Consider the following 23,382-nt stretch of genomic DNA (forward strand, 5'->3'; position numbering starts at 1 on the left):
TCAGCCTTCGAACGCGAACCGCGGGAACGCGACCTCGCCGGCGTAGCGGGCGGCGTCGCCCAGGTTCTCCTCGATGCGCAGCAGCTGGTTGTACTTGGCGACACGCTCGCTGCGTGCGGGGGCACCGGTCTTGATCTGACCGCTGCCCACGGCGACCGCGAGGTCGGCGATGGTGGTGTCCTCGGTCTCACCGGACCGGTGGCTCATCATCGTCTTGTAGCCGTTGCGGTGCGCGAGGTCGACGGCGTCGAGGGTCTCGGTCAGCGTGCCGATCTGGTTGACCTTCACCAGCAAAGCGTTCGCGGCACCCTTGACGATGCCCTCTTCGAGACGCTCCGGATTGGTGACGAACAGGTCGTCACCGACGAGCTGGACCTTGTTGCCGATCTGATCGGTCAGGGCGACCCAGCCGTCCCAGTCGTCCTCGTCCAGCGGGTCCTCGATGGACACGATCGGGTAGGCATCGACCAGCTCGGCGTAGAACGCCGACATCTCGGCCGCGGTCCGGTTGCTGCCCTCGAACTTGTAGCCGGTGCCGTCGGTGTAGAACTCGGTGGCGGCGACGTCGAGTGCGAGTGCCACGTCGGTGCCCAGGACCAGGCCCGTCTTGCCGATGGCGACGCTGATCAGGTCCAGTGCTTCCTTGGTGCCCGCGACGTCGGGGGCGAAGCCGCCCTCGTCACCGAGACCGGTGGCCAGGCCCTTCTCCTTCAGCACCGACTTGAGGGCGTGGTACACCTCGGCGCCCCAGCGCAGCGACTCCTTGAACGTGGCGGCACCGATCGGGGCGACCATGAACTCCTGGACGTCGACACCGGTGTCGGCGTGCGCACCTCCGTTGAGGATGTTCATCATCGGGACGGGAAGGACGTGGGCGTTGGGGCCACCGACGTAACGGAAGAGATCCAGACCCGACGACTCGGCAGCCGCGCGGGCCACCGCCAGCGACGCACCCAGGAGCGCGTTGGCGCCCAGACGCGACTTGTCCGGGGTGCCGTCGGCGTCCAGCAGGGCCTGGTCGACGGTCCGCTGCTCGGTGGCGTCGATCCCGATGATGGCCGGAGCGATCTCGCTCAGGACGGCCTCGACGGCCTTCTCGACACCCTTGCCGCCATACCGGTCGCCACCGTCACGCAATTCGACGGCCTCGTGCTCACCGGTCGATGCACCCGACGGGACCGCGGCGCGAGCGAAACTTCCGTCGTCGAGCAGCACCTCGACCTCCACCGTGGGGTTACCACGGGAATCGAGGATCTCACGGGCTCCGACCTGCTCAATGATGGACACTTGCTGATTCTCCTTATATGGGCTTCGCACTGTGCATCGACCGGTCCGATCGTGCCAGGGACACCAGATCGTGCCAGCACACAGCGTAACGGCACACCGAAACCGGCGCGGGATGGCGCGCCCCGCGGACGGCGAGCCGTCCGCACGACACCCATCGATGTGGCGCCGATCACGTCACAAAGTGGTGGTGGAAGGATTACGGGCGAACCCCGACCGAGTAGGCGGACGCCCGGTCGCGTACCAGCGTGAGGTACTCCCCCGACAGGTTGTAGGCCATCAGCGCCGACTGCCAGCCCTCCGCAGCGGTGAGGTCGCCGCCACGCTCGCACAGGTAGCGGGCGGCGGTCAGCGCCGCGTCGTCGATGTTGTCGGCGTCGGCCACGCCGTCACCGTTCGCGTCGACCCCCCACCGCTTCCAGGTCTCGGGAATGAACTGCAGTGGACCCATCGCGCGGTCGTGCACCGGGTCACCGTCCATCGCCCCGCCGTCGGTGTCGGGGATTTCGGCGACACCAGGTCCCCCGTCGAGGGGGATACCCCGGATCTCGGGCGTCACCTGACCGGTGGGCCCGACCGCCGAACCGGCGTGGGTGCCGTGCCGGCTCTCCACACTCGCGATTCCGGCGAGGGTGGTCCACCCGATTCCGCATTCCGGCTTCGTCTCGGCCATCACCGTCGCCGCGTAGCCGTACGCCTCGAGCGCGGTACTCCCGACGCCGATCGAGTCGGCCAGCCCGGCGGACCATCCGTGCAGCTGATCCGCCGAACGCCCGGGTGCGTTGATGTCGATCGGCGGGGTGGCCGCGCCGGGCCCGGGTGGGATGCCTTCCGGAATCGCGATCCTCGGTTGCTGCTCCCGCGAGCATGCGCCGTAGGCGAGAACCACGACCACCGTCGCCGCGAGAAGAGCGAACAGCGGTCCGGGCCATCGGGAACGACGTTTCGGCCGCGCGGGATATCGGTTCACGTCTCCATCATCCACACGAAACTCGTCGATCCCGGCCACGCGGGACGGCACCCGCACCGCGCCGGGTCGCGGCGAGGCAACACACCAAAGGTAAAGGGTTGTAAAAGTGCTGGTGAGGGCTTCTTCGGATTAGCAGGCGCGGTGTATGTTTTTCTTCAGGGCTAAGGTTCGCCTTGCCTACTGCAAGGTTGCCTACCCAACCTTGCGGACCACTCGGCTCGACCCCGCCTCGCCCAGGAGTGTGCATGTCAGTCCTCGCCGCAGGGACCGCGCCGTCGATCGCCACACAGCTGTTCGGCAGTGGATTGATCGGTCTGCGCGAGGGCCTCGAGGCAGGCATCGTCGTCATGATCCTTGCCGCGTTCCTCGTGAAAGCGGAGCGCAAGGATGCACTCAAGTGGGTCTGGCTCGGCGTCGGTATCGCCGTCGCGATGGTGGCCGCGATCTTCCTCGTCATCCATTACGGAACGTCCACCGTCACCGGACTCACCGCGGAGGTCATCGCCGGCGTCGCGTCCCTCGTCGCGGTCGCGATCGTCACCGTCATGGTGCTGTGGATGCGCAAGGCCGCGCGGACCATCTCCCACGACCTCAAGGCGGGCATGGAGAAAGCTTTGGTCGCGGGGCCCATCGCGGTGCTCACCCTTGCGTTCTTCGCCGTCGGCAGGGAAGGCGTCGAGACGGCGCTCCTGATGGTCGGGTACGCAGAGAACACAGCGGGTAGCGCCTGGCCTCTCGTCGGCCTCCTGCTCGGTATCGTCGCCGCCGCGATATTGACGGTCCTGTTGTACTTCGGCGCCGTCCGGCTCGACTTCGCGAAGTTCTTCAAGTACACCGGCATCTTCCTGATCATCGTCGCCGCCGGAATCCTCGGGTACGGCATTCATGCCCTGCAGATCGGCGGAGTCCTGCCCGGCGGCTCGGCACTCGCCTTCGACATCTCGGACGGCTACGACGCGTCCAGCTGGTACGGCACCGTCCTGGCCGGCATCTTCAACTTCCGGCCCGACCCGACGGTCCTGCAGGCCGTCGCCTGGGTCGTGTACGTCGTCGTGGTCCTCTTCCTGTTCCTCCGGCCCGTCGCCGCACCCACACCGGCCCCCGCGGCACCCGAGCGCACCGCCTCCCCCACCCCCGACGAGACCGTTTCATGAAAGGCACCTTCCGCCCATGAAGACCACGCGCCGAACCACCTTCGCCCTCGCCTCGGTCGCCGTACTGCCGCTGGCGCTCGCCGGCTGCACCGAGAAGTCGACTGCGAGCACCGACGACATCACCGTCACCGCGAGCGACGACACGTGTGACGTCAGCGCCGACTCCGGGACCACCGGGAACAGCACGTTCCAGGTCACGAACAACGGCACCAAGGTCACCGAGTTCTACGTATTCGCCGAGGGCGACCGGGCGATGGGCGAGGTCGAGAACATCGGTCCCGGCCTCACCCGCCAGCTCATCGTGTCGCTGCCCGACGCCGGCACCTACCAGCTCGCATGCAAGCCCGGCATGGTCGGCGACGGCATCCGCCAGGAGTTCACCGTCACCGGAGACTCGATGAGCGCCTCCGACGAGAGCGGACAGCTCGCCGAGGCCGCCGACGGCTACCGCCGCTACATCCGCAGTCAGGTCGTGGCCCTGCAGGACACCACGCAGCAGTTCGTCGACGCCGTCAAGGCCGGCAACATCGATCAGGCCAAGGCACTCTTCCCCGTCTCCCGCACCTACTACGAGCGCATCGAGCCCGAGGCGGAGAGCTTCGGCGAACTCGACCCCAAGCTCGACCTGCGGGAGGCCGACCTCGAACCCGGGCAGGAATGGACGGGCTTCCACCGGCTCGAGAAGGATCTGTGGGTCACCGGTCCCCAGCCCGACACCAACGCGATCGCCGACCAACTCGTCGTCGACGTCCAGTACCTCGCCGACCAGGTGAACGCCGAGGACTACACGATCGATCCCACCAAGATCGCCGGCGACGCGCAGGGACTGCTCGACGAGATCTCGACGTCGAAGATCACCGGTGAGGAAGACATCTTCTCGCACACCGACCTGTGGGACTTCCAGGCCAACGTCGACGGCTCGCAGGCCGCGGTCGCCGCACTGCAGCCGATCATCGACGAACGCAATCCCGAACTGGCCGCGAACATCACCCAGCGTTTCGCGGACCTCGATGCCGAACTCGCTCAATACCGCCAGGGTGACGGGTTCGTCTTCTACGACACTGTCAACGAACAACAGCGCCAGGAACTGTCGCGCAAGATCGACGCCCTCTCGGCCGAGGTCAGCCAGGTCCAGGGCGTGGTAGCAGGCGCATAATCATGACTGATCCGACCGGTACGACCGACACGACCACCTCGGTGGACGAGCGCAAGGGAGTGTCCCGACGACGTCTGTTCGGCGCCGTCGGGGCGGGAGCCGCCCTCGCCGGCGCCGGCGCACTGGTCGGGCGTGCCACCGCCGCCGAACCGCCGCTCTCGCACGCCGACGTCGTCGCCTTCCGAGGTGAACACCAGGCGGGCATCGTGACACCCGCGCAGGACCGGATGCACTTCGTGGCGTTCGACGTCACCACGAAGTCCCGTGAGGAACTCGAAGCACTGCTGAAGAAGTGGACCGAGATGGCCCAGCGGATGACCGCGGGCGAGGAGGCCACCCCGGACGGTGCCATCGGCGACGGAGCCTACGTTCCGCCCAGCGACACCGGGGAGGCGCTCGGCCTGCCGGCGTCCCAGCTGACGCTCACCATCGGGTTCGGGCCCTCGCTGTTCGACGACCGCTTCGGGTTCGCGTCCAAGAAACCCGCGGCGCTCGAAGAGCTTCCGCACTTCCGGGCGGACAACCTGGATCCGGCGCGCAGCGGCGGCGACATCGCGATCCAGGCGTGCGCCAACGACCCGCAGGTGGCCGTCCACGCCATCCGCAACCTGGCGCGCGTCGCGTTCGGGACGGCCTCCGTCCGGTGGTCGCAGCTGGGGTTCGGCCGCACCTCGTCGACGTCGACCACCCAGGACACGCCGCGAAACCTGTTCGGGTTCAAGGACGGAACGAACAACATCAAGGCCGAGGAACCCGGCGTCCTCGACCAGCACGTGTGGGTGGCGTCCGACGACGACCAGGCGTGGATGGGCGGCGGCGCGTACCTCGTGGCGCGGCGGATCCGCATGCTCATCGAGCAGTGGGACCGCACCGTGCTCGGCGAGCAGGAACGCGTGATCGGACGGTCCAAGGGCACCGGCGCCCCCCTCAGCGGCAAGGCGGAATTCGACGAACTCGACTTCGATTCCAAGAAGGGTCACGACCCCGTCATCGACGTCGACGCGCACGTGCGACTGGCATCCGCTCAGGAACTCGGCGGCATCCAGATCCTGCGTCGCGGATACAACTTCACCGACGGCTCCGACGGTTTCGGCCACCTCGACGCCGGACTCTTCTTCATCGCCTACTGCCGCAACCCACAGGAACAGTTCGTGCCGATGCAGCTCAACCTGTCCAGGAACGACGCGATGAACGAGTACATCCAGCACGTCGGTTCCGCCCTCTTCGCCTGCCCGCCCGGCCTCGCCGAGGGGCAGTACTGGGGTCAGGGCCTGTTCACGTAGAGCGTCCCGATCAACGCGCCGGACAGTCGTATCGCATCAACGGTGCCGGCCGAGCAACCGAAGGTCGAGCTGGTCGGGAGGCAGCGGGCGGCCGTGGTAATGCCCCTGGGTGACGTCGCAGCCGTATCGACGCAGGGCCCTCAGGGTTTCCTCGTCTTCGACACCTTCGGCGACCAGGGACGCGCCCAGGCTGTGCGCGAGCTCCACGGTCGATCGCACAATCGCGACGGATCGAGGGTCGCTGGCGAGGCGGGCGACGAAGACCCGGTCGAGTTTCAGCTCATCGACGGCAAGGTCCTGCAGATAGGCAAGGGAGGACCACCCGGTGCCATAGTCGTCGATCGACAATCCGATTCCCAGACCCTGCAGCGCCTCGACCACCCTTCTGGCGCGCATGTAGTCGGTCATCAGGACACTTTCGGTGATCTCGAGGATGAGTGCGTCGGCGGGTAATCGAAAGTCCTTCAAGAGCCGGTCGATCTCGGCAACCAGGTCTGCGTCGAGCAGATTCGTGACCGACAGGTTCACCGCGACGGTCAGCGATATCCCGCGATCGAGCCAGGTGCGCGCTTGACCCAGGGCAAGCTCCAGCACTCTCGTCGTCAGTGGGCGCATCAGGCCCGACTGTTCGGCGTGAGGAAGGAATTGATCGGGCAGGAGTAGGCCGTGGCGAGGGTGCTCCCATCGAACGAGAGCCTCGACGCTGTGCACCTGCCCGTCGCACGCGCTGACCTTCGGTTGGTAGTAGCACGTGAGCTCGTCGCCGGCGATCGCTGTGCGCAACTCCTCGATGGACTGCCTCTCCTCGATGCTGCGTTGGTACTCGGCGGCGTCGTACACCTCGAGCGCGCGGCGGTCGCACTTGGCCCGATACATCGCCACCCCGGCGCGCTGAAGAAGGTCCTGGGGGTTGGCGCAATGTTGCGGGCAGAGGGCGATCCCGATGCTCGCCTCGACGTGAACGGTGATCTCATCGAGGTGGAACGGCTCGCGCAACGCGTCGAGGAGACGACCAGCCAGCGCACGGGCTTCCGTAAGATCGATCCCTGACGGGAGTAGGACCGCGAACGCGTCTCCACCTATCCGGGCCGGCAGATCACCCGGTCGCACCGACCGCGCCAGCCGGTCCGCGACCTGGCGCAGCAATTGATCGCCCACGTACCGTCCGAAGGAATCATTGATCTCCTTGAACCGGTCCAGATCCATCAGCAGCATGCCGGGACCCGGGCGGTGGGATTGCCCGGCCGGCTGTGCCACATGGTCGAAGTATTCGGCCGTCAACGCGGCCGTGATTGCCCGCCGGTTTGCCAGGTTCGTGAGGTCGTCGGTCCTCGCCTCGCGGTGGCTGTCGGTCAGGACGACCACTTCACGGAACGTCACTGCGAATCGGGCCGCGACCGCGACCAGGCTGAGCGCGGCCAGAACCACCGCGAGCCGCGACAGCCTCGCATCGTGGTCGAGCACCAGGAGGCCCACCGCCGCAGCGGTGCACACCAGCGGGGGGACCCAGATAGCCAGTCCGGGAAGCTGATTGGATCGCCGTCGGCCGGGGGCCCGCCAACTGGCCAAGGCCACCAGCACCACCGCGGCGTGCGGGAGCGCATCGATCCACGTGCCCTCGACGTAGCCGTCAGCACTACGGAACAGGTAAACGGTGTCGGCCACCGCGAACAGCATGAACCCTGCAACGAGCAGCACCCACCGCTGCTCGGCACGCCAACCCAGCACTGCGAGGGCGCCGACCGCAAGCGCGAGGAGCAGCACGTCTCCCACCGGGTACGCCAACCCGACGATCACCGCTGCGGGGGACCCGCTCGCCACCGACTCGATCGGACCGAATGCGAGGGCCGCTGCCAGAGCCGCCAGCGTCAACCCGGCGGTGAGTGCATCCAACCAGATCTCTGCCGGTAGCCGCCGCGCTCGCGCGCGGAGGAGCAACACCAGCCCGGTGTAGACGAGTGGGTAGAACGCCAACTTCAGTGGATCGGCCACCGATGGGGACTGCCCCTCAGGCACCCACGACATCGCCACGACATCGCCCACGCACCAGCTTGTCAGCCCCAGCGCGATCAGCCACCACGCCTGGCGCTCGGCCGGCACCCACCACGCGCGAGCGGCGACCACGAAGGCGACCGACAGCGTCATTCCGTCGTAGAGCGCCTCGCGTAGCACCATCCAGCCGGCCTGATCACCTACCGCGATCGAGATCCCGTACAGGACCGCACAAATCAGCAGAATCCCGAACACCGCCGTCACACCGCGCCGTGACCGACCGGGTGGCGACACCCAGCCGGTCCGAAATGGCCGTGTTCGGCTGTGTGCCGACGTCAATCCAGTTGCGGTACCCCACCCCGAGAGCGCCTGGTCTGTCGCGGGTTCCACGGCTCGAGGCAGTTTCTCGATCTCCCCGTGCCGGGTGTCGATGGTGCGGGAGGCGTGGTGGTCGACATAGGGTCGCCCGTCGAACTCCTCGAAGCCGGCCGGATTCGGCGTGAAACTGCGAAGGCAGCCACCGCCGCAGCGTTTGGCCGCGTACATTGCCAAATCTGCCTGTTTGAGCAGGCTCTCGGTGGTCGCGTCGGGGACCTCGGAGGTGGCAATGGTCAGCCCGATGCTGGGACGGATGGAGAGCGCGACACCGTCGATGACGAACGGCGGGATGAATGCCTCCAGCACCCGATCTGCGGCCGACAGGGCATCCTCGACGCTCCCTTCGACCAGGGCCGCGAACTCGTCACCTCCGAGCCGGGCTACGGTGTCGGTGCTCCGCATGCACCCGGTGAGCCGTTCGGCAACGCGGATCAACAGCTCGTCCCCTGCGGGATGGCCGAGGCTGTCGTTGACTGTTTTGAAATCGTCGAGGTCCACACACAACACCACGATCGGTGTCAGTTCCCGCCGTTGGCGTTGCACTGCCTGGTCGAGACGGTCGAGAAACAACGCACGGTTCGCCAGTCCGGTCAGTCGGTCGCGAAAGGCCTGTCGGGCGACGGTGAGCAACAACCGCCGGTTCTCGGCCAACACGATGAACTGCCGTGACAGCAAGGCGAACACCAGGACCATGATCGCAGCGGGAATCGGGCCGGAGCCCAGTCCGGGCAGCTCCCGCTGCAGGCCGACGGCAACGGCCAGCAACAACGGAACGTACGGCAACCACAACCGTGCCCGGGACGGAATCTGCACCGGGACCGGTTCGGGTGACGGTGTGCGGGTGCTCGACAGTGCCGCCAGCCCGATCGCGACGAAGGCGGCCACCCAGCCCAGGTCGGTCACACCGCCGTTGCGATAGGTGCCCAGCGCGGTCAGGTAGGAGACTGCGCTGGCAGACAGTGCCATCAGGATGATCCCGATGCACAGCAATCCCAGGGTCAGGCGTTGCCCGGCCACCGCTCGGGTCAGCACCACAATCGCCATCGTCGCAATCACCAGGTCCGCGACAGGATAGGCGAGGGACAACACGAGGCTGGCCGGTGTGTCGCTCCCCGCGTGGTACACGCTGCCGAGCACGCTCACCCACGACACCACGAACAGTGAACCGGCCACGATGATTCCGTCCAGAATCAGCCGGGTACGGGAGTGTCCGCTGTCACCGGCCGGGAACAGCAACAACGCCGCGCATGCGCCGACCGGAAACAACAGATACGCCGCAGCCGCCGCGGAGGGGAACGGTATCTGATCACTTCCCTCCTTCACCACGTAGTAGCACCAGATGGCTTGACCGACCGACCACGCCGCCAGCCCACCTGCCAACGCCGACCAGCTGTGGCGCACCATGCCCCGCCCTACCCAGGCAGCCCAGGCGGCACACGCAGTGGCGAGCACAGCGAACACCAGCAAACTCACGTCGGCAATCACGATCGTCGTGAACGCTCCATCCCATCCCGACCACCACCCCACCGCGAAAAGCAGCGACGGGACGATGAATGCGACCGCGATCGCCCACAGACCGCCTCTCCACACGGCCTGGGCACTCGACGAGGTCCCCACCCGCTCGGCTGTACGATGTCCCATCGTCACCACCCGAACTGCCGCCTGCCGTCAGTGAATTATTGGATTCAAAGTATCCAGACATCCATCTTTGCACGACGCACGTATTGAAATATAGTCCAGAAAGATACCCGTAGTATGTTTCCGTCGTCACCGTAAGGCAGACGGGCGAGCACGAGCGTTCGACATCGCTGCCCGATCCGCACCACTACGTGCGCGGATCGCGGTCAGCGGCCGACGAGCTTCCGGATCAACCGGGGAAGCGGCCGCCGGAACCGAGGACAGTCGCACAGTGCACAGGACGTGCCCTTGCGGTAGTGCTCGTGAGCGGCGAATGGGTGGCCGCAGCGGCACTCTGAGTTCGACACGGCCATGAAGCTGATTCTATTCACACCCGAAACTCGCGCGTCCCGGACGTCACTGGGAGAACCTCACCCAGTCCACCAGCATGGTGGCGGGAAAGCGAGTCGACGACGTGACCGGTCCGGGCCAGTTCCCGCCGACGGCCACATCGAGCAGCAGGTACGCCGGGGCGTCGAACACCCAGCGCTCCTCGGGTCGCAGGTCCGCCGTGGTGACCGTGCCGACGATGTTCCCGTCGATGCCCACCGAGATGCGGCCGGGCGCTTTGATCAGGGCGTAATCGTGGAAACCTGCGCTGAGGTTCGCACCGATAGAGCCGTCCGTCGAGCGTTCCCAGTGCCCGCCGCCGACGGTCGGGCCGTGCACTCCCGCGTGGTATCGCGAACCGTCCCCGATCACTTCGAGGATGTCGATCTCGCCGCAGGCAGGCCACCCGACGCTGGTGATGTTGCTTCCGAGCGTCCAGAACGCGGGATGGATTCCCGGACCGGACGGTACCTGAATCCGTGCCTCGATCACCCCGTACGTGAATTCGAACTTTCCACGGGTCACGAGTCGAGCCGACGTGAATCCGCCACCGTTTCTGCGGGCCTCGACGACGAGGCGACCGTTGCCGTCGAGCCGCGAATTCTGCCGGGAGTCGGTGTACACCTGCTTCTCGTTGTTGCCCCACCCACCGCCGCCGAGGTCGTAGCCCCAGAACAGTGGATTGGGTGCCGCGTTTGCGGGTCCGTCGAATTCGTCGCTGCCGATCACGGTGTATCCGGGGTAGGCGGTCCGGACGGCTCCACCGCCGGGCACGGCGGCGGCAACAGCCGGGGTGAGGGACAGCGCGCACAGCGCCACCGAGCACGTCAACGCAATCTCGACCAGGGCCGAGCGCATCCGCCGCATGTGCCGATGCTAGGCGTCGCCGCGACCGGTCGTGACCGAATACGCGACGTGGCCGTTACCGGCGCGGCCCCGTGTAACGGAAGATCGTGCTGTTGTCGTCCTGCGCGTACACGGACCAGTCCGGGCTGGACCGCATCTGGTCCTCGAAGTTCTCGACGGATCCGTCCGGAAGGTAGCCGTAGTAGCGGATGGCGGCAGTGCCCTGCGTGTTGAACACGAGATACGTGTCGCCGGCGCGTTCCGCCGCATCCGCGGTGAGCATCTCGATCTGGCCGCCGTGCGGGAAGCCCTCCAGCACGGCCGGGGGCAAGGCCAGCAGAGGTTGATCGAAGTCCTTGTCGACGACGGCGAACGTGATGTAGTCGGCGCTGACCCGAGTGGGAAGACCGGCGGGATAGAGCGACATGATCGTCGCCGGCGGCTTCTCGTTCGCGAGGATGTCCGCTGCGAACGTCACCTGGGACTGATACCCGATGACCAGCGACCACAGCCCGAAATAGCCTTGCAGGCCCGCGAACGTCACGTACGCCAGTCCGCTCGCGAGTCCGACCGGGACGACTCGACGGAGCAATCCGGACCGGAACCTGATCGTGAGGGCGTCCACGAGGATCGGCGCGATGAGAATCGCGCACCCGGGCACGGCGTAGAGATAGACCCGGAAGATCGCCTCACCGCCGTAGCTCTGACCGGCCAGCAGCGCGAACGAGCTGAACGCCATGACGGTCGCGACCCAGGCGGGACGCTTGCGACGCCAGAGGACGATCGCACAGACCACGGCGAGCAGGATGATGCCCGCTGACAGGGAACGGCACACGGCGGAGGTGAAGATCTTCCCGAACGTGCCGACGGCGGTCACGTTGCTGGCGGCGTTGTCGACCGGGTTGAAACCGGACAGCAGCCCGTACGGTGCCACGATGTCCAGCCGGGGAACGAGATAGGCGACGAGGATCCCGAAGTAGGGAACCGGGATCCACCACGGACGGATCTTCCGCGTCACCGCCAGGGCCACTGTCACGCCGAACAGCCAGTACGGGGTCAGCTGGTGGGTGGGCACCAGAGCGGCGAAGACGAGGATCGACAGGTACGCCGCAGAGCGGTGCTCCGTCGACACCACCAGCAGTGCCACCACACCCAGCGCCATGACGAGGGCGATGGCCTGCGGCGAGAAGTAGTCCTGCCCCACCCAGTTGGCGAGTTCCGCCACCATCGCAGCCGTCAGTGCCACCCGCATGCCGAACCCGAGGAGCCGGGCGATCGCGGCGATCACGACCGCCAGCAGCACGTGGATCACCGGCGCGAACCAGTGGGCGATCGACATCATGTCCGCGGACGTGATGTCGCCGAACCACGCGAACGCGGTGAAGAAGCCCGGCCACTCGCCGTAGATGTCGACGCCCTTGGGCGGCAGTGTCTGGAACTGCTGGATGTAGTCGACCACGCCGAGGTGCTTGTACGTCCACCCGTAGATGGGCACGTCGGTGATGAGGGTCGGGGTGAGCCGTTCCACCACGATCACGCCGAGCACGGCCACGGCGGCGGTCCCGACAGCCCTCTTGCGAAGAGCCCAGACGAACGCACCGAGCATCATCAGCGCGCACACCACCAGGCCGGGCCCGCTGCCGACGAACAGCAGACCGAACTGTGAGTACGCAGTGGAGCCGAGCCCGAAGAGAACCACCACCCACACGGCGAGCGCCACGGCAACGAGGATCAGGGGCCGGTTGCGGCGGGCAACGTGCCACCGTTGCGACAGACGGAGCGACACCTGCTGCACGGTCACCGCGCGAACCGGCTCGGCGCCGGTGTCGTGCCACCGATGCCGCAGCGCGGACACTACGACGGCAAGGACCATCACCAGCAGCAGACCCGTCGCGGGCCATCGGTAGAACCAGGCCACGACGGTGGTGGCCGCAGTCACCACGGACAGTCCGAGAACGGGGACGGCCGCGACGGCTGCGGCGACCGGTATCCGCATCCACGTCACGATCGCGAGACCCGGTCCGAGCAACACGAACACCGTCAGTAGCACCGAACTCACCGACGACGGAAGCGGCGCCAGGGACGTCAGTCCCGCGACCGCCGAGGCCAGCGCGGCGACGTCGTAGTACCGGGTCAGCTCCGGAGCCCTGGTGTCGAGGCGCTCCGCAGTGAGCAGATCACTCATCGGTGACCCTCACCCAGTCGACGAGCATCGTGGCGGGAAACGTCGTGTCGGCTCCGACGTCGCCCGGCCACCGTCCCCCGACGGCGACGTTCAGCAACAGGGAGAACGGTTTGTCGAACACCCACTCCTGCCCTGGGGCCAGGTCGGCACGCGAGAACTCGCCGGTCACCGCGTCGTCGATACCGAACGTGACCCGGTCCGGCGACCGCTCCACCCAGTAGTCGTGAAAATCTTCCGACATGTTCCCGCTGCCTTCCGCTTTCACTTCCCAGGGCGTGCCGTCCGCGGAGGGGCCGTGCAGCGCACTGTGGTAGAACGACGCGTCGTTGATCGTCTCGATCACGTCGATCTCCCCCGACTGCGGCCAGCCCACACGGTTGACGTCCGTGCCCATCAACCAGAACGCCGGGTGCAGGCCCTGTCCGCTCGGCAGCTTGATGCGGGCCTCGGCCCGTCCGTACTGGAATGCGAAGCGGTCGAGGGTGCCAAGCCGGGCGGACGTGTAACCCGACCCGTCGGGACGTGCTTCGATCACGAGGTTGCCCTCGCCGTCGAGCCGGGAATTGACGGGATCGTCCGTATAGACCTGCGCCTCGTCGTTTCCCCAGCCTCCTCCCCCGACTGCGTGTCCCCAGTAGCGGGGGTCGGGCGCGGTTCCGGCGGGCCCGACGAAATCGTCGAACATGAGCACAGACTCGGCCTTCCTCGATGCCTGCGCGACATCGCTCGACGCGTACCACCCGGTGGCGCCGATGCAGACGAGCGCGAGGAACACCGTGGCCGCAGACACGGCGCGGGTTCTGCGTGGACGGTTCAGCTGCCTATGCACCGGCACTGTCTCCGACCCGGACGACGGCCGAATGTCGAACCGACGGCAGTTGTGTCACGAGGTGGACGCACACGACGAACCCCAGGATCGCCGAGTAGGCCGCGACCCGTTCGATACCACCCACGCCGAGTCCGAGGTCCCAGGAGTAGGTGAAGCAGAAGTACCCCACCAGTCCGAGGACCCCGAGTGCGAGGGCGAGGTACGTTGCCGGCCCGGATATCCGAGGCCAGACGGTGAGTGCCGTCGTCAGTGTGAAGAGACTGCCGAAGATGAGGAACAGCGTGGCGCCGAGTGAATGCAGTTCCCAGTGCGTGTTCGACGGCGCCAGACCGACCACTACTCCGCCGATCCCGGCCACCACCAGGAAGACGACAGGGGCCGGCGGCAGCACCCGTTCGATGCGGTGCCAGAGGACGGCGGCAACCATGTAGGCGAGTCCGGTCACCACGAACGACGCGTCCATCAGCAGTGATGTCTTGCTGCACGGCGCGTTTCCGTCCGTGCCGCAGAACGGGACGCCGAGGTCACTGATGAAGTTGGCGGAGTAGCTGTAGTGACCGCGCCACGTGCCGGCGACGAGGAATTCGACGACGAACAACTGCAGGACGGCAACGGTGAGGTACAGCGGAGTCCGCTTCGATGTCTCGAGGACGTGTGAGGGCATGGTCAGAACATCCTTCGAGACAGTAGAGACAGTGGGTCGCACAATGCGTCCGCGAGTGCGGTGCGGACGAGTTCGGGGTCGAAGACGTTGTCGTGCAGCGACGCCGACACGTCCAGTTCGGAACCGTGGCGCACCGAGTTGAAGACGATCGATGCAGGGTCGGCCGGTTCGCTCAGTGCGGTGACGAGACGCCGGCCGGGCTCGTCGGTCCAGTCGAGATCGGCCAGCAGTGCGGCCTCTCCCATGTCGGAGTACACGAGCCGCGTCCGGGGGTCCGCAGGAACGTGGGTGGCCTGCGCGTGCGCACTGCCGGCCCGCACCCGCCTGCGGAACGTGGCGGTGCTGAGTGCGAGCGAGGCGAGCGGCCGGCCCGACGCTGTGGCCTGCGTGATCGCCGCGCTCATCTCGGCGGCATCACCCGGGTCCGACAGTGAGAAGCGCACCAGAACAGCGAAGTTACCGTTCACCGTCGCAGCCTCGGGAAGGTACCGGCGGCAGTCGAAGAGGACGTCGACCGTGTCGTCGACAGCCAGTCCATGACTCCGCATTGCCCGCGCGACGGCCGCGAACAGCAACGACGACACCGACGCCCGGGGCATTTCCCGATCCCGCCAGCGACGCAGTTCTGCGGTGGTCCCGGACGCTGTGGACGCGATGACCGCGGTGGGCGCGCGGTGCCACGGCACGACCACCCCGGCCGATCCGGAACCGTGTGTGGCAGCGGGCCGGGACTCGAGAAGCGACGCGACACGTGTGGGGGTCGACGCGAAGGTCCGGGTCAGGGCGCGTGCGAGCGGCAGTGCGCTGTCTCGGGTCCGCGCCCATTCCGGAACCGGCGTCCCGGTGCGGCCGCCGGCGACGGCACGGACGAGAGACAGCGCGAGCCTGCCGTCGCCGAGTCCGTGGGAGATGTCGAGCAGGAGGAAATCACCCGCGACCGCGACGTTCAGCGCGTGCGCGGACGCACCCGACCGTGCCAGCCGGGTCAGCAACTGCGGCACCTCCTCCCGGGTACAGGGTTCGAGTTCCCGTACCTGCCCGAGGAAGTCCTGCGGTCGGTGCTCCCACCGGCGTGACCCGGGGGCCGGGACGAGACCGATCGGGGTGTGCCGCCCACCCGCGTGCGCGAGCAGGGTCAGCGTGTCCCGGATCTCGCCGATGCTCGGCAGTCGGACGGGACCGATCGCGGTGATCATCCGGCTCCCGCTGCGCATCAGGTCGCGGGTACTCGCTCTATGCGTCGACATCGGACACCTGCCACATCGGTTTCGGATTCATACTCTTCTTGGCCAGCCACCGCTCCCACTTGGCGCGGTTCTGGAGTCGGCGGAGCCACGAGATGAGCGGTCCTGCGAGGATCACGGCGGTGAGCGTCTCGGCCGCGAGATACGCCCAGCCCACACCCGCGACCCCGATCGACGCGCTGAAGACCAGGCTGCCGACGATGATGACCACCGTGGCCAGGCACTGGGTGACGACGGCGAGGGTCAGCCGGCGGTACACCCGCGCGAGACCGTCGTAGACGGCGCCGATGACGGTGAGAGGCACGAACACCGCGGCGAGGTGGAGCAGAGGCGTTCCTTCCGCACGGTATTCGTCACCGATGAATCCGAGTGCGGGCGGCGCGACGAAGGCCAGCCCGAATCCGCCCACCACCGCGACCACGGCAATGGTGCGGACGAACCGGCGCGACAGGCTGACGATCTTGTCCGGATGCGCGGCGGCCTCGGCGACGAACGGGCCCACCATGAGGTTCACCATGATGTAGAGGGCGCTGACGATCGACCAGGTCACTGCGAAGTACGCGTTCGCCGCGGTGCCGACCCGAGTGACGACGATCAGCGGGACGACGAGCGGGGCGATGGCCCCCAGCGCCGAAATGCCGTACGAGGAACCGAAGTACACTCCGAGTTCCTTGTTGGAGGGCAGCGCGGGTACCTGCCGGTATCGAGGGTCGGACCGGATGCGCAGGCCCATCGACGTCAACACGACCACAACGGCGATCGCCGCGGTGACCCCCCAGGACGCGACGATGGCGAGCGCCGACCCCGACGCCGCGAGCACCACGACCGCGAGCAGTTTGGCCAGCGCGTGGAAGACGTTCTTCGACGCCGCCCAGCGGGCCACGCCCAGCCCTGAGACCGTCTGGTCCTGAAGAGCGAAGAGTGCGAGGACGACGACGAACACCGGATAGATCGCGATTTCCAGGTTGTTCTCGAACAGCGTGTCCCGCGGACCGAGGACGATGAGCCCGACGGCCGACACGAAGGCCAGTGTGGCCACGGCGGCGAAACCCTTGACCAGCAACGGTCCCGCACGGTGGCCCGCCACGGGCAGGAAGCGCTCGAACATCGAGCCGAGGCTGAGATTCGACAGCGTCGACAGCATGATCGCCGTCGAGATGAGAGCGGACGCCACGCCCACCTGATCGGCGGGGAACAATCGCGCGGCCGCGCCCCAGAAGGCGAGGCCGAGTACACCGGTGACGACACTCGACAGCATCAGGGCCATCGAGTTGAGCTGCAGATTCCGCCCCGCGGAGTGCGGTGGCTGCTCGGCACGGTGCTTCGCGCGTAGTTGCGACTGCGTCGCTGTCGGGGATCCCATGGCTACCCGACCAACTCCGGCCGGGAATCGTCACGGGCGTCGTCGACAGGGCCCACGGTCAGTTCGCCGAGCGTGGTGGCGAGGACGTCCCGCAGGACCCTGTCCCGCAGGGCGGTGCTGTACAGCGAGTGATCGCCGGACGGGTACGTCACCAGGCGTCCGTTCCAGCCGGCGCGCCGGAGCCGGCGAAGGCTGCGCTCGCCCTGGTTCTCGACGAACGCGGCGTAGTCGATCGGCGAGAGCAGAACGGTGGTGTGCACGCCACGCTCGTTCAGCGGAGCGAGCATGACCTCCGGCACCTGCAGCAACCCGGCCCGGCCCAGCCACAACCAGTAGCGGTACGGCATCCACACCCGCAGGTACCTTTTCGCCGTCGCCGCGTGCCGGTGGAGCAGCGCGAGCGCTGCACCCTTCAGGGAACCCCGGTCGGCGTCCATCATCGACTGCTTCACGAACGCCTGACGGGTGATGGTCCAGTCCGCCATGTTGACCAGGACCACCGCCCGGACGGGACGCCGGAGGGCGGCGTAGCTCGAGTTCCACGCACCCGAACACATGCCCACGAGCACAGCCGATTCGGGCTGCGCACCGCTGACGGAGATGATGTCGACGGCGTCGTCCCGGGATTCGTCCGTGTAGATGGTGGTGCATTCGCCGCGCTGCACCGTGCCGGTGTCGCCGGTGCCGCGACGATCGAAGCGGACGCCGACGATCCCGTGGGCGGCGAGTTCGCGCGCCGTCTCGGCCCACAGCCGGACCGGTCCGACGCGGTGCTCGTTGGCGGTGCCGTGGAAGATCACGGTCGGCGCCGCAGGGTTGGGCGCCGCACCCCGCTCCGCCGCGACGGACGTTCGGATCGTGAAGAGTTCGGATGCTCCCGCGAAGCCCAGCGTCTCGACGACGTGCCTGCCGTCGACGGTCCGATCCACGACGGCGGTGGTGCGGAGATCGAGTGCCGCACCGGTGTGCTGGTCGCCGAAGGACGCGGACATCCAGTCGGCGATCCGGTCGATGTCGCCGAACGGGATCCGGACCACGAAGTCCGGCGGCTCGAGGAACGATTCGTAGTCGTGAACCGAGAAGTTCTCGGCGTTCCAGGACGCGACGGCCTCACGCATCCCGACGGAATCGACCTCGCTCTCCCGCAACGCCATCAGGACCTTCGCGCCCGGCGGCGGGGTGGCCGCTCGCAGAGTCATCGCCGACAGTGCGGTAGCCGCGGCCGGTGCGAGCACCGCACCGATGAGGGTGATCCGCGGATCGTCCGCATCCTCGGGACCGACCACCATCCGGTGGAGCGCGGTCTGCTTGCGCAGGTAGGCGCGGCCGCGCACCACCGGGTCCCACAAGGTCACGGCCCGCACCGGACCGCACGTCGCGGCGACCTGTGCGGCGAGCAGGGCGCCGACCCGGAGGCCGACCAGCCCGACGTCCGTGATGCCGCAGCTGCGCACGAAATCGACGGCCCTCCGGATGCTCTCGAGCCATCCGGCGACCGCGTCGGAATCGTCCTGGGCGCCCGGCGAGTCACCGGTGCCGCGGTAGTCGAACCGCAACACCAGTAGACCGCGAGCCCGCAATTGCTGGGCGAGATACACCATTCCGCGATACGCATCGACCTGTTCCTTGCCGATCGGCGGGCAGAGGACGACGGCACCGCGGCAGCGGCCGTCCGCGGGAAGATCGACGACGCCGAACAGCGGCGCGTCCTCCGGTCCGAACCAGGTGGCGAACCGGGTGCCGTCGGTGCGGCCGGCGAGATCAGGATGGGCCCTCATCGGTCAACCCCCTCAGCGGTGCCGGATCCCGGCCCTCCACTCGGGCCTTCAGATAGGCGAACGGACCACGCGCGATGGACCGCAGCTCGGTGGCTCCGATCCCCACGGGAAGGTCGTCGGCGAGACCGTCCGGAGGGGTGGCCACGCGGGACATCTTCCGCGACAGACGGAGAAACGTCGGCGCCTGCCGCACGGCGATGCGCGCTGCGAGCCAGGCGGTGCGGGGGTCGACGGCGATCTTGGCCAGCCAGGCACCGAGTCCGAGTCCGTAGCCGCGCGCCTGGACGGCGAGCGCATCGTTGTCCGCCCGGTGCCGATGCCACACGACAGCCCCGGGCCGGTACGCCAACTGCCGCCCGGCGTGCAGTACGCGGAAGAACATGTCGAGGTCTTCGCCACCGTCGGTGGGGGCTCCCGCCCCGAGCGCTTCGTCGAAACCACCCAGCGCGAACACGGCCTGCCGATCGACCGCGAAATTCGCACCGGTGCCGTAGACGCCGACCTGGAACGGGAAGAGCGGCACGTCGGCGGGCGGGTGCGCGAGGTCGAACAACCGTGGGACGCAGGAACTCGCCCACCCCACCCGCTGATCGAAGTACGCCTGCGCGGGTGTGCGGATCTCCCCGCTCGGGACGATCCCGCACACGCACGCCACCGCATTACCGGCGCCGAATCCGGCGACGAGTTCGGTGAGCCAGTGCGGGTCGACGACGACGTCGTCGTCGGTGAAGGCGACGATCTCCGTGTTCGCCGCGCGGACGCCCGCATTGCGCGCCCGGGACAGGCCCGGGCGGGGCTCGGTCACGACGCGCACACGGGGGTCGCCGAGTTCGGTGACGAACCGCTGCGTGGCATCCGTGCGGGATGCGTTGTCGACCACGATCACCTCGTAGTCGGGATGGTCGAGCGACAGGATCGATTCCAGGGCGACCTTCAGGCTGTCTACCCGGTCCCGGGTGCACACCACCACGGTGACGGAAGGGCCGGATGCGGCGGTGGCGGCGGCGCTTTCGGCCACCGCTCCCGGCAGGAGCCCATCCGATGCGCGCCGCAATGCGGCGGCGTCGAGTCCGCCGTCCTCGATGTCCAGCTCGACGAATCCCAACAGGGTGCGCTCTTCTCGCACGAGCAGCCGGGCACGCCGATACCCCTCGGCTCGCTCCAGCCGGTATTCGGTGTCGTCTCGGACGGGACCGCGTAGTTCGCCGACCCAGACGGCCCCGTCCCACGTCGGTGCCTCGTCACTCACGAGAGCGGGCGCGAGGTCGATCCGGCGATCGAGTGTTCCGGTCATTCCGTCACCCGCTTCGATCGCAGACCGACGAGACCCCGGACGTAGCCGGCTGTGGTCGCCGTGAGCCCCGCGACCACAGCACCGGCCCGGGCCAGTCCGCCGTGCCGCGGGGAGGCGATTCCCGTGACGACGGCTCGCGGGAGTACACGCGCGGTGTACGCCCGTTCGCTGCTGAGCGCGTCGCCGGCCCCGACGAGATCGGAGACCAGCGCTTTCGACATGCCCTCGTGGAAGCAGCGCGAGAGGAAGTAGCGGAACGTGGTGCGGTCGTCGCTGACGCGGTGCGCCACCTTCATCGCGGGGTCGAACAGCAGCTGCGCAGTGGGCTGGTGGGCGCGGATCCGGATGCAGAGTTCGGTCTCCTCGCACCCGACCGGCGTCGTCCCGACCCGGCCGATCCCGTCGCTGAACCCGTCGACGGCGTCGAAGACCGTGCGCCGAAGAGACATGTTGCAGCCGATGAAGTTCCGCACCGGCTCGATACGTGTCGGCTGGCCGACGTAGCTGCAGCCGACCACCCAGTCGAACTCGGCGGGCATCCACACGGGGCGGTCCGCGGGCCAGACGGGACTCGCGAATCCCCCCACACCGAGCACGTCGGGGTCGGAGTAGTGGGCGGCGGACACCCGGTACCAGTCGGGTTCGGCGCGCGCATCGTCGTCGAGGAACGCGATCATGTCGCCGCGCGCCGCGCGCACGCCCGTGTTGCGGGCTCCGGAGAGCCCCTTCGACCCGGAGTTACGCAGCACGGTCACCCGGGTCTGCTCTGCGAAGTGCCGTTCGGCACGCGAGAACAGTTCCTCGGAGTGGTCGATCACCACCAGGACCTCGAGCACGGGCACGTTCTGCGTGAGCACCGAGTCGACTGCAGCACACAGGTCGGTCCACCGTTGGGTGGTGTAGGCGCAGATCACGACGGAGCAGGACACGAGTGTGGACACCGTCATGGTTGCTCAGCCTCGCGAGACGGGGGCCGGGAACACGTCAGGTGCGGAGGTGCGTTGCTCGCTCCTGATGGTGCGCAGCACCCGGAGCCCGTCACGTACCGCGTTGAGATTGCTCTCGCCGTGGATGCGGTCCTGTTCGAAACTCGGCACCTCGGTGATCTTCAGGCCCGCGTTGGCGACCCGCACGTTGATGAGTGTCTCGATCTCGAAGCCGTCGCCCCACTGCGCCTCGGCCGCATCGACGGACGGCAATGCCATCACCGGGACGTGGTGGCGCCAGAATGCGTTGTAGCCGTAGCACAAATCGCTGAACGAGGCCCCGAACTTGAGGTTGACGATGGCGTTCAACGCCTTGTTGCCGAGCTTTCTGCTGAACGTGATGTCCGAGCTTCCTCCGCCGGCGGCGAATCGGGTTCCCTTCGCGAAGTCCGCGCCTGCCACGAGAGCCCCGACGAACAGCGGGATCTCGGCCGGGTCGGTGGATCCGTCGGCGTCGATCATCACGATGATGTCCGACGTGGAGGCGAGGAAACCGCAGGCCAAGGCATTGCCCTTGCCCTTTCGGCTCTGCGTCACGACCGTGGCGTCAGGCCACAGACTCTTGGCCACCTCGACCGTGTCGTCGACGGAATGTCCGTCGACGAAGACGATCTCGTCGATGTCGGCCGGCATCCGCGCGGCAACGTGCGGGAGATTCTTGGCTTCGTTCATGGCAGGCACGACGACCGTGACCGTCGGCCGCTGCGACCCGTCCCCGTCGTTGCGACCGTTGTCTTCGCCATTGCGTTGGTCGACGCCCACGACGTCGGTACCGTCGGAGGGTTCCAGGCGATCAGGCGTGTACAGGCTCATTTGTCCGTCTTTCCTCGTCGGGCGAATGGCCCGGCAGCATCACAGTCGTCCCATGCGAGCACTGACCACCCCTTGTCTGGAGTGATGTCCTCACCACGTGCAGCGTGCAAAGGAAGCAGAGACCGTTCGAACCCCCGCAGTTCAGAAAACTTCAATGTTTTCGACCATCGGTCTTCTTTGCAGGGGTAAACCTATCTCAAGTTTGTTTCGTGCGCACCAGTTAACGCGAAGTGATTTAAAACTCAGTTACATTTCGGCAAACCGAAACGATCGCGTGGAACGGCCGCCCTCACGACGGCCAGTGACCCGTCCAGTCCGCTGCTCCGAGCGAGGACTTCCCCTGTGCACGCGCCGCATTCTCGGCTACCCGGATCCGGGTGATGAACGCGTGCGTCGCCGCCCGGAGTCTCGTCTCGGCCTCCGCCTCAGCTACCAGACCGGACTCGAGCTCGACGGGCACGAGTTCGGGCGGCAGGCCGGCCTTGCTCGCGCGGGCGATCACCTTCGCCGCGAGGGACGCCGCGGGCTGACTCATCGCGACGCCGTCGAGGCACGAACTCCGCGCCTTCTCCGCCGCCTTCCTGATCTCCCATGCCCGTTCCTGCTCCGCGATGTCGATCGGCCCGACGACGTCTTCCCCGAGGTGGGGACTGCGGTGCACGAGCTTGGCCACCAGGGTCGCGGCCACGTCGTCGATGTCGAAATTGCCCGACGCCGACGCGATGCGCGAATGGAACAGGACCTGCAGCAGCAGGTCTCCGAGTTCTTCCCGGAGATCGCCGGGTTCGGACGACTCGATCGCGTCGAGCACCTCGTACGTCTCCTCGACGAGGTAGTGCGACAGGGTGCGGTGCGTCTGCGTCACTTCCCAGCCGCCGTAACTCCACAATCGGTCCATCACCTCGGCTGCCTCGACGAGGTTGTCGCCCGGGACCTTCGGTGCCGCGATGACCCGGGACCCCGACGCGACCCACTCGCGCACGGCCGGATGGTCGGGATCGGTACTGACCAGGACGGCGGCCCCGGGTGCTTCGGTCAGCAACGTCCGCACGGCTTCGGGTACCTCGTCGGTGAACTCCACTCCGTCACCGACCACCCCGACCGCCTGCATCGGGATCGTCGTGGGCCGCAACGGGTCGAGCAGGACCACCGTCAT

Annotated in this window: 17 protein-coding genes; 3 read left to right on the forward strand and 14 right to left on the reverse strand. The window is 67.5% G+C overall.

The genetic code is table 11. The features are described from left to right. Positions 1–1,287 carry a phosphopyruvate hydratase gene (gene eno / locus AZG88_RS34020; protein WP_005238851.1) on the reverse strand — a complete coding sequence of 429 codons (1,287 nt, stop codon included), beginning with the start codon at positions 1,285–1,287 and terminating at the stop codon, positions 1–3. 196 nt (positions 1,288–1,483) lie between these two features. Then, a complete protein-coding gene (locus AZG88_RS34025) occupies positions 1,484–2,254 on the reverse strand; it encodes a lytic transglycosylase domain-containing protein (protein WP_037179302.1) in 771 nt (256 codons plus the stop codon). Between the two features lie 245 nt (positions 2,255–2,499). Between AZG88_RS34025 and efeU the strand changes: the two genes are divergently transcribed. The 3 genes from efeU to efeB are packed head-to-tail and all read left to right on the forward strand — an operon-like array spanning position 2,500 to position 5,847. Next, on the forward strand, positions 2,500–3,408 hold the full coding sequence (gene efeU / locus AZG88_RS34030) for an iron uptake transporter permease EfeU (RefSeq protein WP_061041486.1): 909 nt from the start codon (positions 2,500–2,502) through the stop codon (positions 3,406–3,408). Between the two features lie 16 nt (positions 3,409–3,424). After that, on the forward strand, positions 3,425–4,564 hold the full coding sequence (efeO, locus tag AZG88_RS34035) for an iron uptake system protein EfeO (protein ID WP_061041487.1): 1,140 nt from the start codon (positions 3,425–3,427) through the stop codon (positions 4,562–4,564). A 2-nt stretch (positions 4,565–4,566) separates the two neighbouring features. Beyond that, positions 4,567–5,847, forward strand: a complete 1,281-nt coding sequence (gene efeB / locus AZG88_RS34040) for an iron uptake transporter deferrochelatase/peroxidase subunit (RefSeq protein ID WP_061041488.1) — start codon at positions 4,567–4,569, stop codon at positions 5,845–5,847. A 36-nt stretch (positions 5,848–5,883) separates the two neighbouring features. Here the strand turns inward: efeB and AZG88_RS34045 are convergent, their stop codons facing one another. The 12 genes from AZG88_RS34045 to AZG88_RS34100 form a co-directional block, all read right to left on the reverse strand. Continuing rightward, positions 5,884–9,858, reverse strand: a complete 3,975-nt coding sequence (locus AZG88_RS34045; protein ID WP_061700314.1) for a bifunctional diguanylate cyclase/phosphodiesterase — start codon at positions 9,856–9,858, stop codon at positions 5,884–5,886. Positions 9,859–10,251: 393 nt separating this feature from the next. Next, the gene (locus AZG88_RS34050) at positions 10,252–11,091 is read right to left on the reverse strand and encodes a glycoside hydrolase family 16 protein (RefSeq protein WP_061041489.1); all 840 of its coding nucleotides are present in this window, start codon (positions 11,089–11,091) and stop codon (positions 10,252–10,254) included. A gap of 55 nt (positions 11,092–11,146) precedes the next feature. Continuing rightward, complete coding sequence (locus AZG88_RS34055) at positions 11,147–13,255, reverse strand: hypothetical protein (RefSeq protein WP_061700315.1); 2,109 nt, start codon at positions 13,253–13,255, stop codon at positions 11,147–11,149. After that, positions 13,248–14,045, reverse strand: coding sequence for a glycoside hydrolase family 16 protein (locus AZG88_RS34060; protein WP_061700340.1), 798 nt, complete (start codon positions 14,043–14,045; stop codon positions 13,248–13,250). The genes AZG88_RS34055 and AZG88_RS34060 overlap by 8 nt, the downstream gene beginning before the upstream one ends. Before the next feature lie 31 nt (positions 14,046–14,076). Next, complete coding sequence (locus AZG88_RS34065) at positions 14,077–14,748, reverse strand: DUF998 domain-containing protein (RefSeq protein WP_005238842.1); 672 nt, start codon at positions 14,746–14,748, stop codon at positions 14,077–14,079. Positions 14,749–14,750: 2 nt separating this feature from the next. Then, positions 14,751–15,995 (reverse strand): hypothetical protein, encoded by a 1,245-nt coding sequence (locus AZG88_RS34070; RefSeq protein ID WP_061700316.1) that lies wholly within the window; start codon positions 15,993–15,995, stop codon positions 14,751–14,753. Further along, on the reverse strand, positions 15,982–17,355 hold the full coding sequence (locus tag AZG88_RS34075) for a lipopolysaccharide biosynthesis protein (RefSeq protein ID WP_061700317.1): 1,374 nt from the start codon (positions 17,353–17,355) through the stop codon (positions 15,982–15,984). Before AZG88_RS34075 ends, AZG88_RS34070 begins: the two co-directional genes overlap by 14 nt. A 2-nt stretch (positions 17,356–17,357) precedes the next feature. Beyond that, positions 17,358–19,133 (reverse strand): alpha/beta fold hydrolase, encoded by a 1,776-nt coding sequence (locus AZG88_RS34080; protein ID WP_061700318.1) that lies wholly within the window; start codon positions 19,131–19,133, stop codon positions 17,358–17,360. Continuing rightward, positions 19,117–20,427: a glycosyltransferase family 2 protein gene (locus AZG88_RS34085; RefSeq protein ID WP_061700319.1), complete on the reverse strand. Its 1,311-nt coding sequence runs from the start codon at positions 20,425–20,427 to the stop codon at positions 19,117–19,119. Before AZG88_RS34085 ends, AZG88_RS34080 begins: the two co-directional genes overlap by 17 nt. Then, positions 20,424–21,374 (reverse strand): glycosyltransferase family 2 protein, encoded by a 951-nt coding sequence (locus AZG88_RS34090; RefSeq protein ID WP_061700320.1) that lies wholly within the window; start codon positions 21,372–21,374, stop codon positions 20,424–20,426. The genes AZG88_RS34085 and AZG88_RS34090 overlap by 4 nt, the downstream gene beginning before the upstream one ends. A gap of 6 nt (positions 21,375–21,380) precedes the next feature. Then, positions 21,381–22,226 (reverse strand): glycosyltransferase family 2 protein, encoded by an 846-nt coding sequence (locus tag AZG88_RS34095; RefSeq protein WP_005238836.1) that lies wholly within the window; start codon positions 22,224–22,226, stop codon positions 21,381–21,383. Positions 22,227–22,515: 289 nt separating this feature from the next. After that, positions 22,516–23,382 carry a MazG family protein gene (locus AZG88_RS34100; protein WP_061700321.1) on the reverse strand — a complete coding sequence of 289 codons (867 nt, stop codon included), beginning with the start codon at positions 23,380–23,382 and terminating at the stop codon, positions 22,516–22,518.

This window comes from Rhodococcus sp. LB1, assembly GCF_001583455.1.
Taxonomy (GTDB): Bacteria; Actinomycetota; Actinomycetes; order Mycobacteriales; family Mycobacteriaceae; genus Rhodococcus_F; species Rhodococcus_F opacus.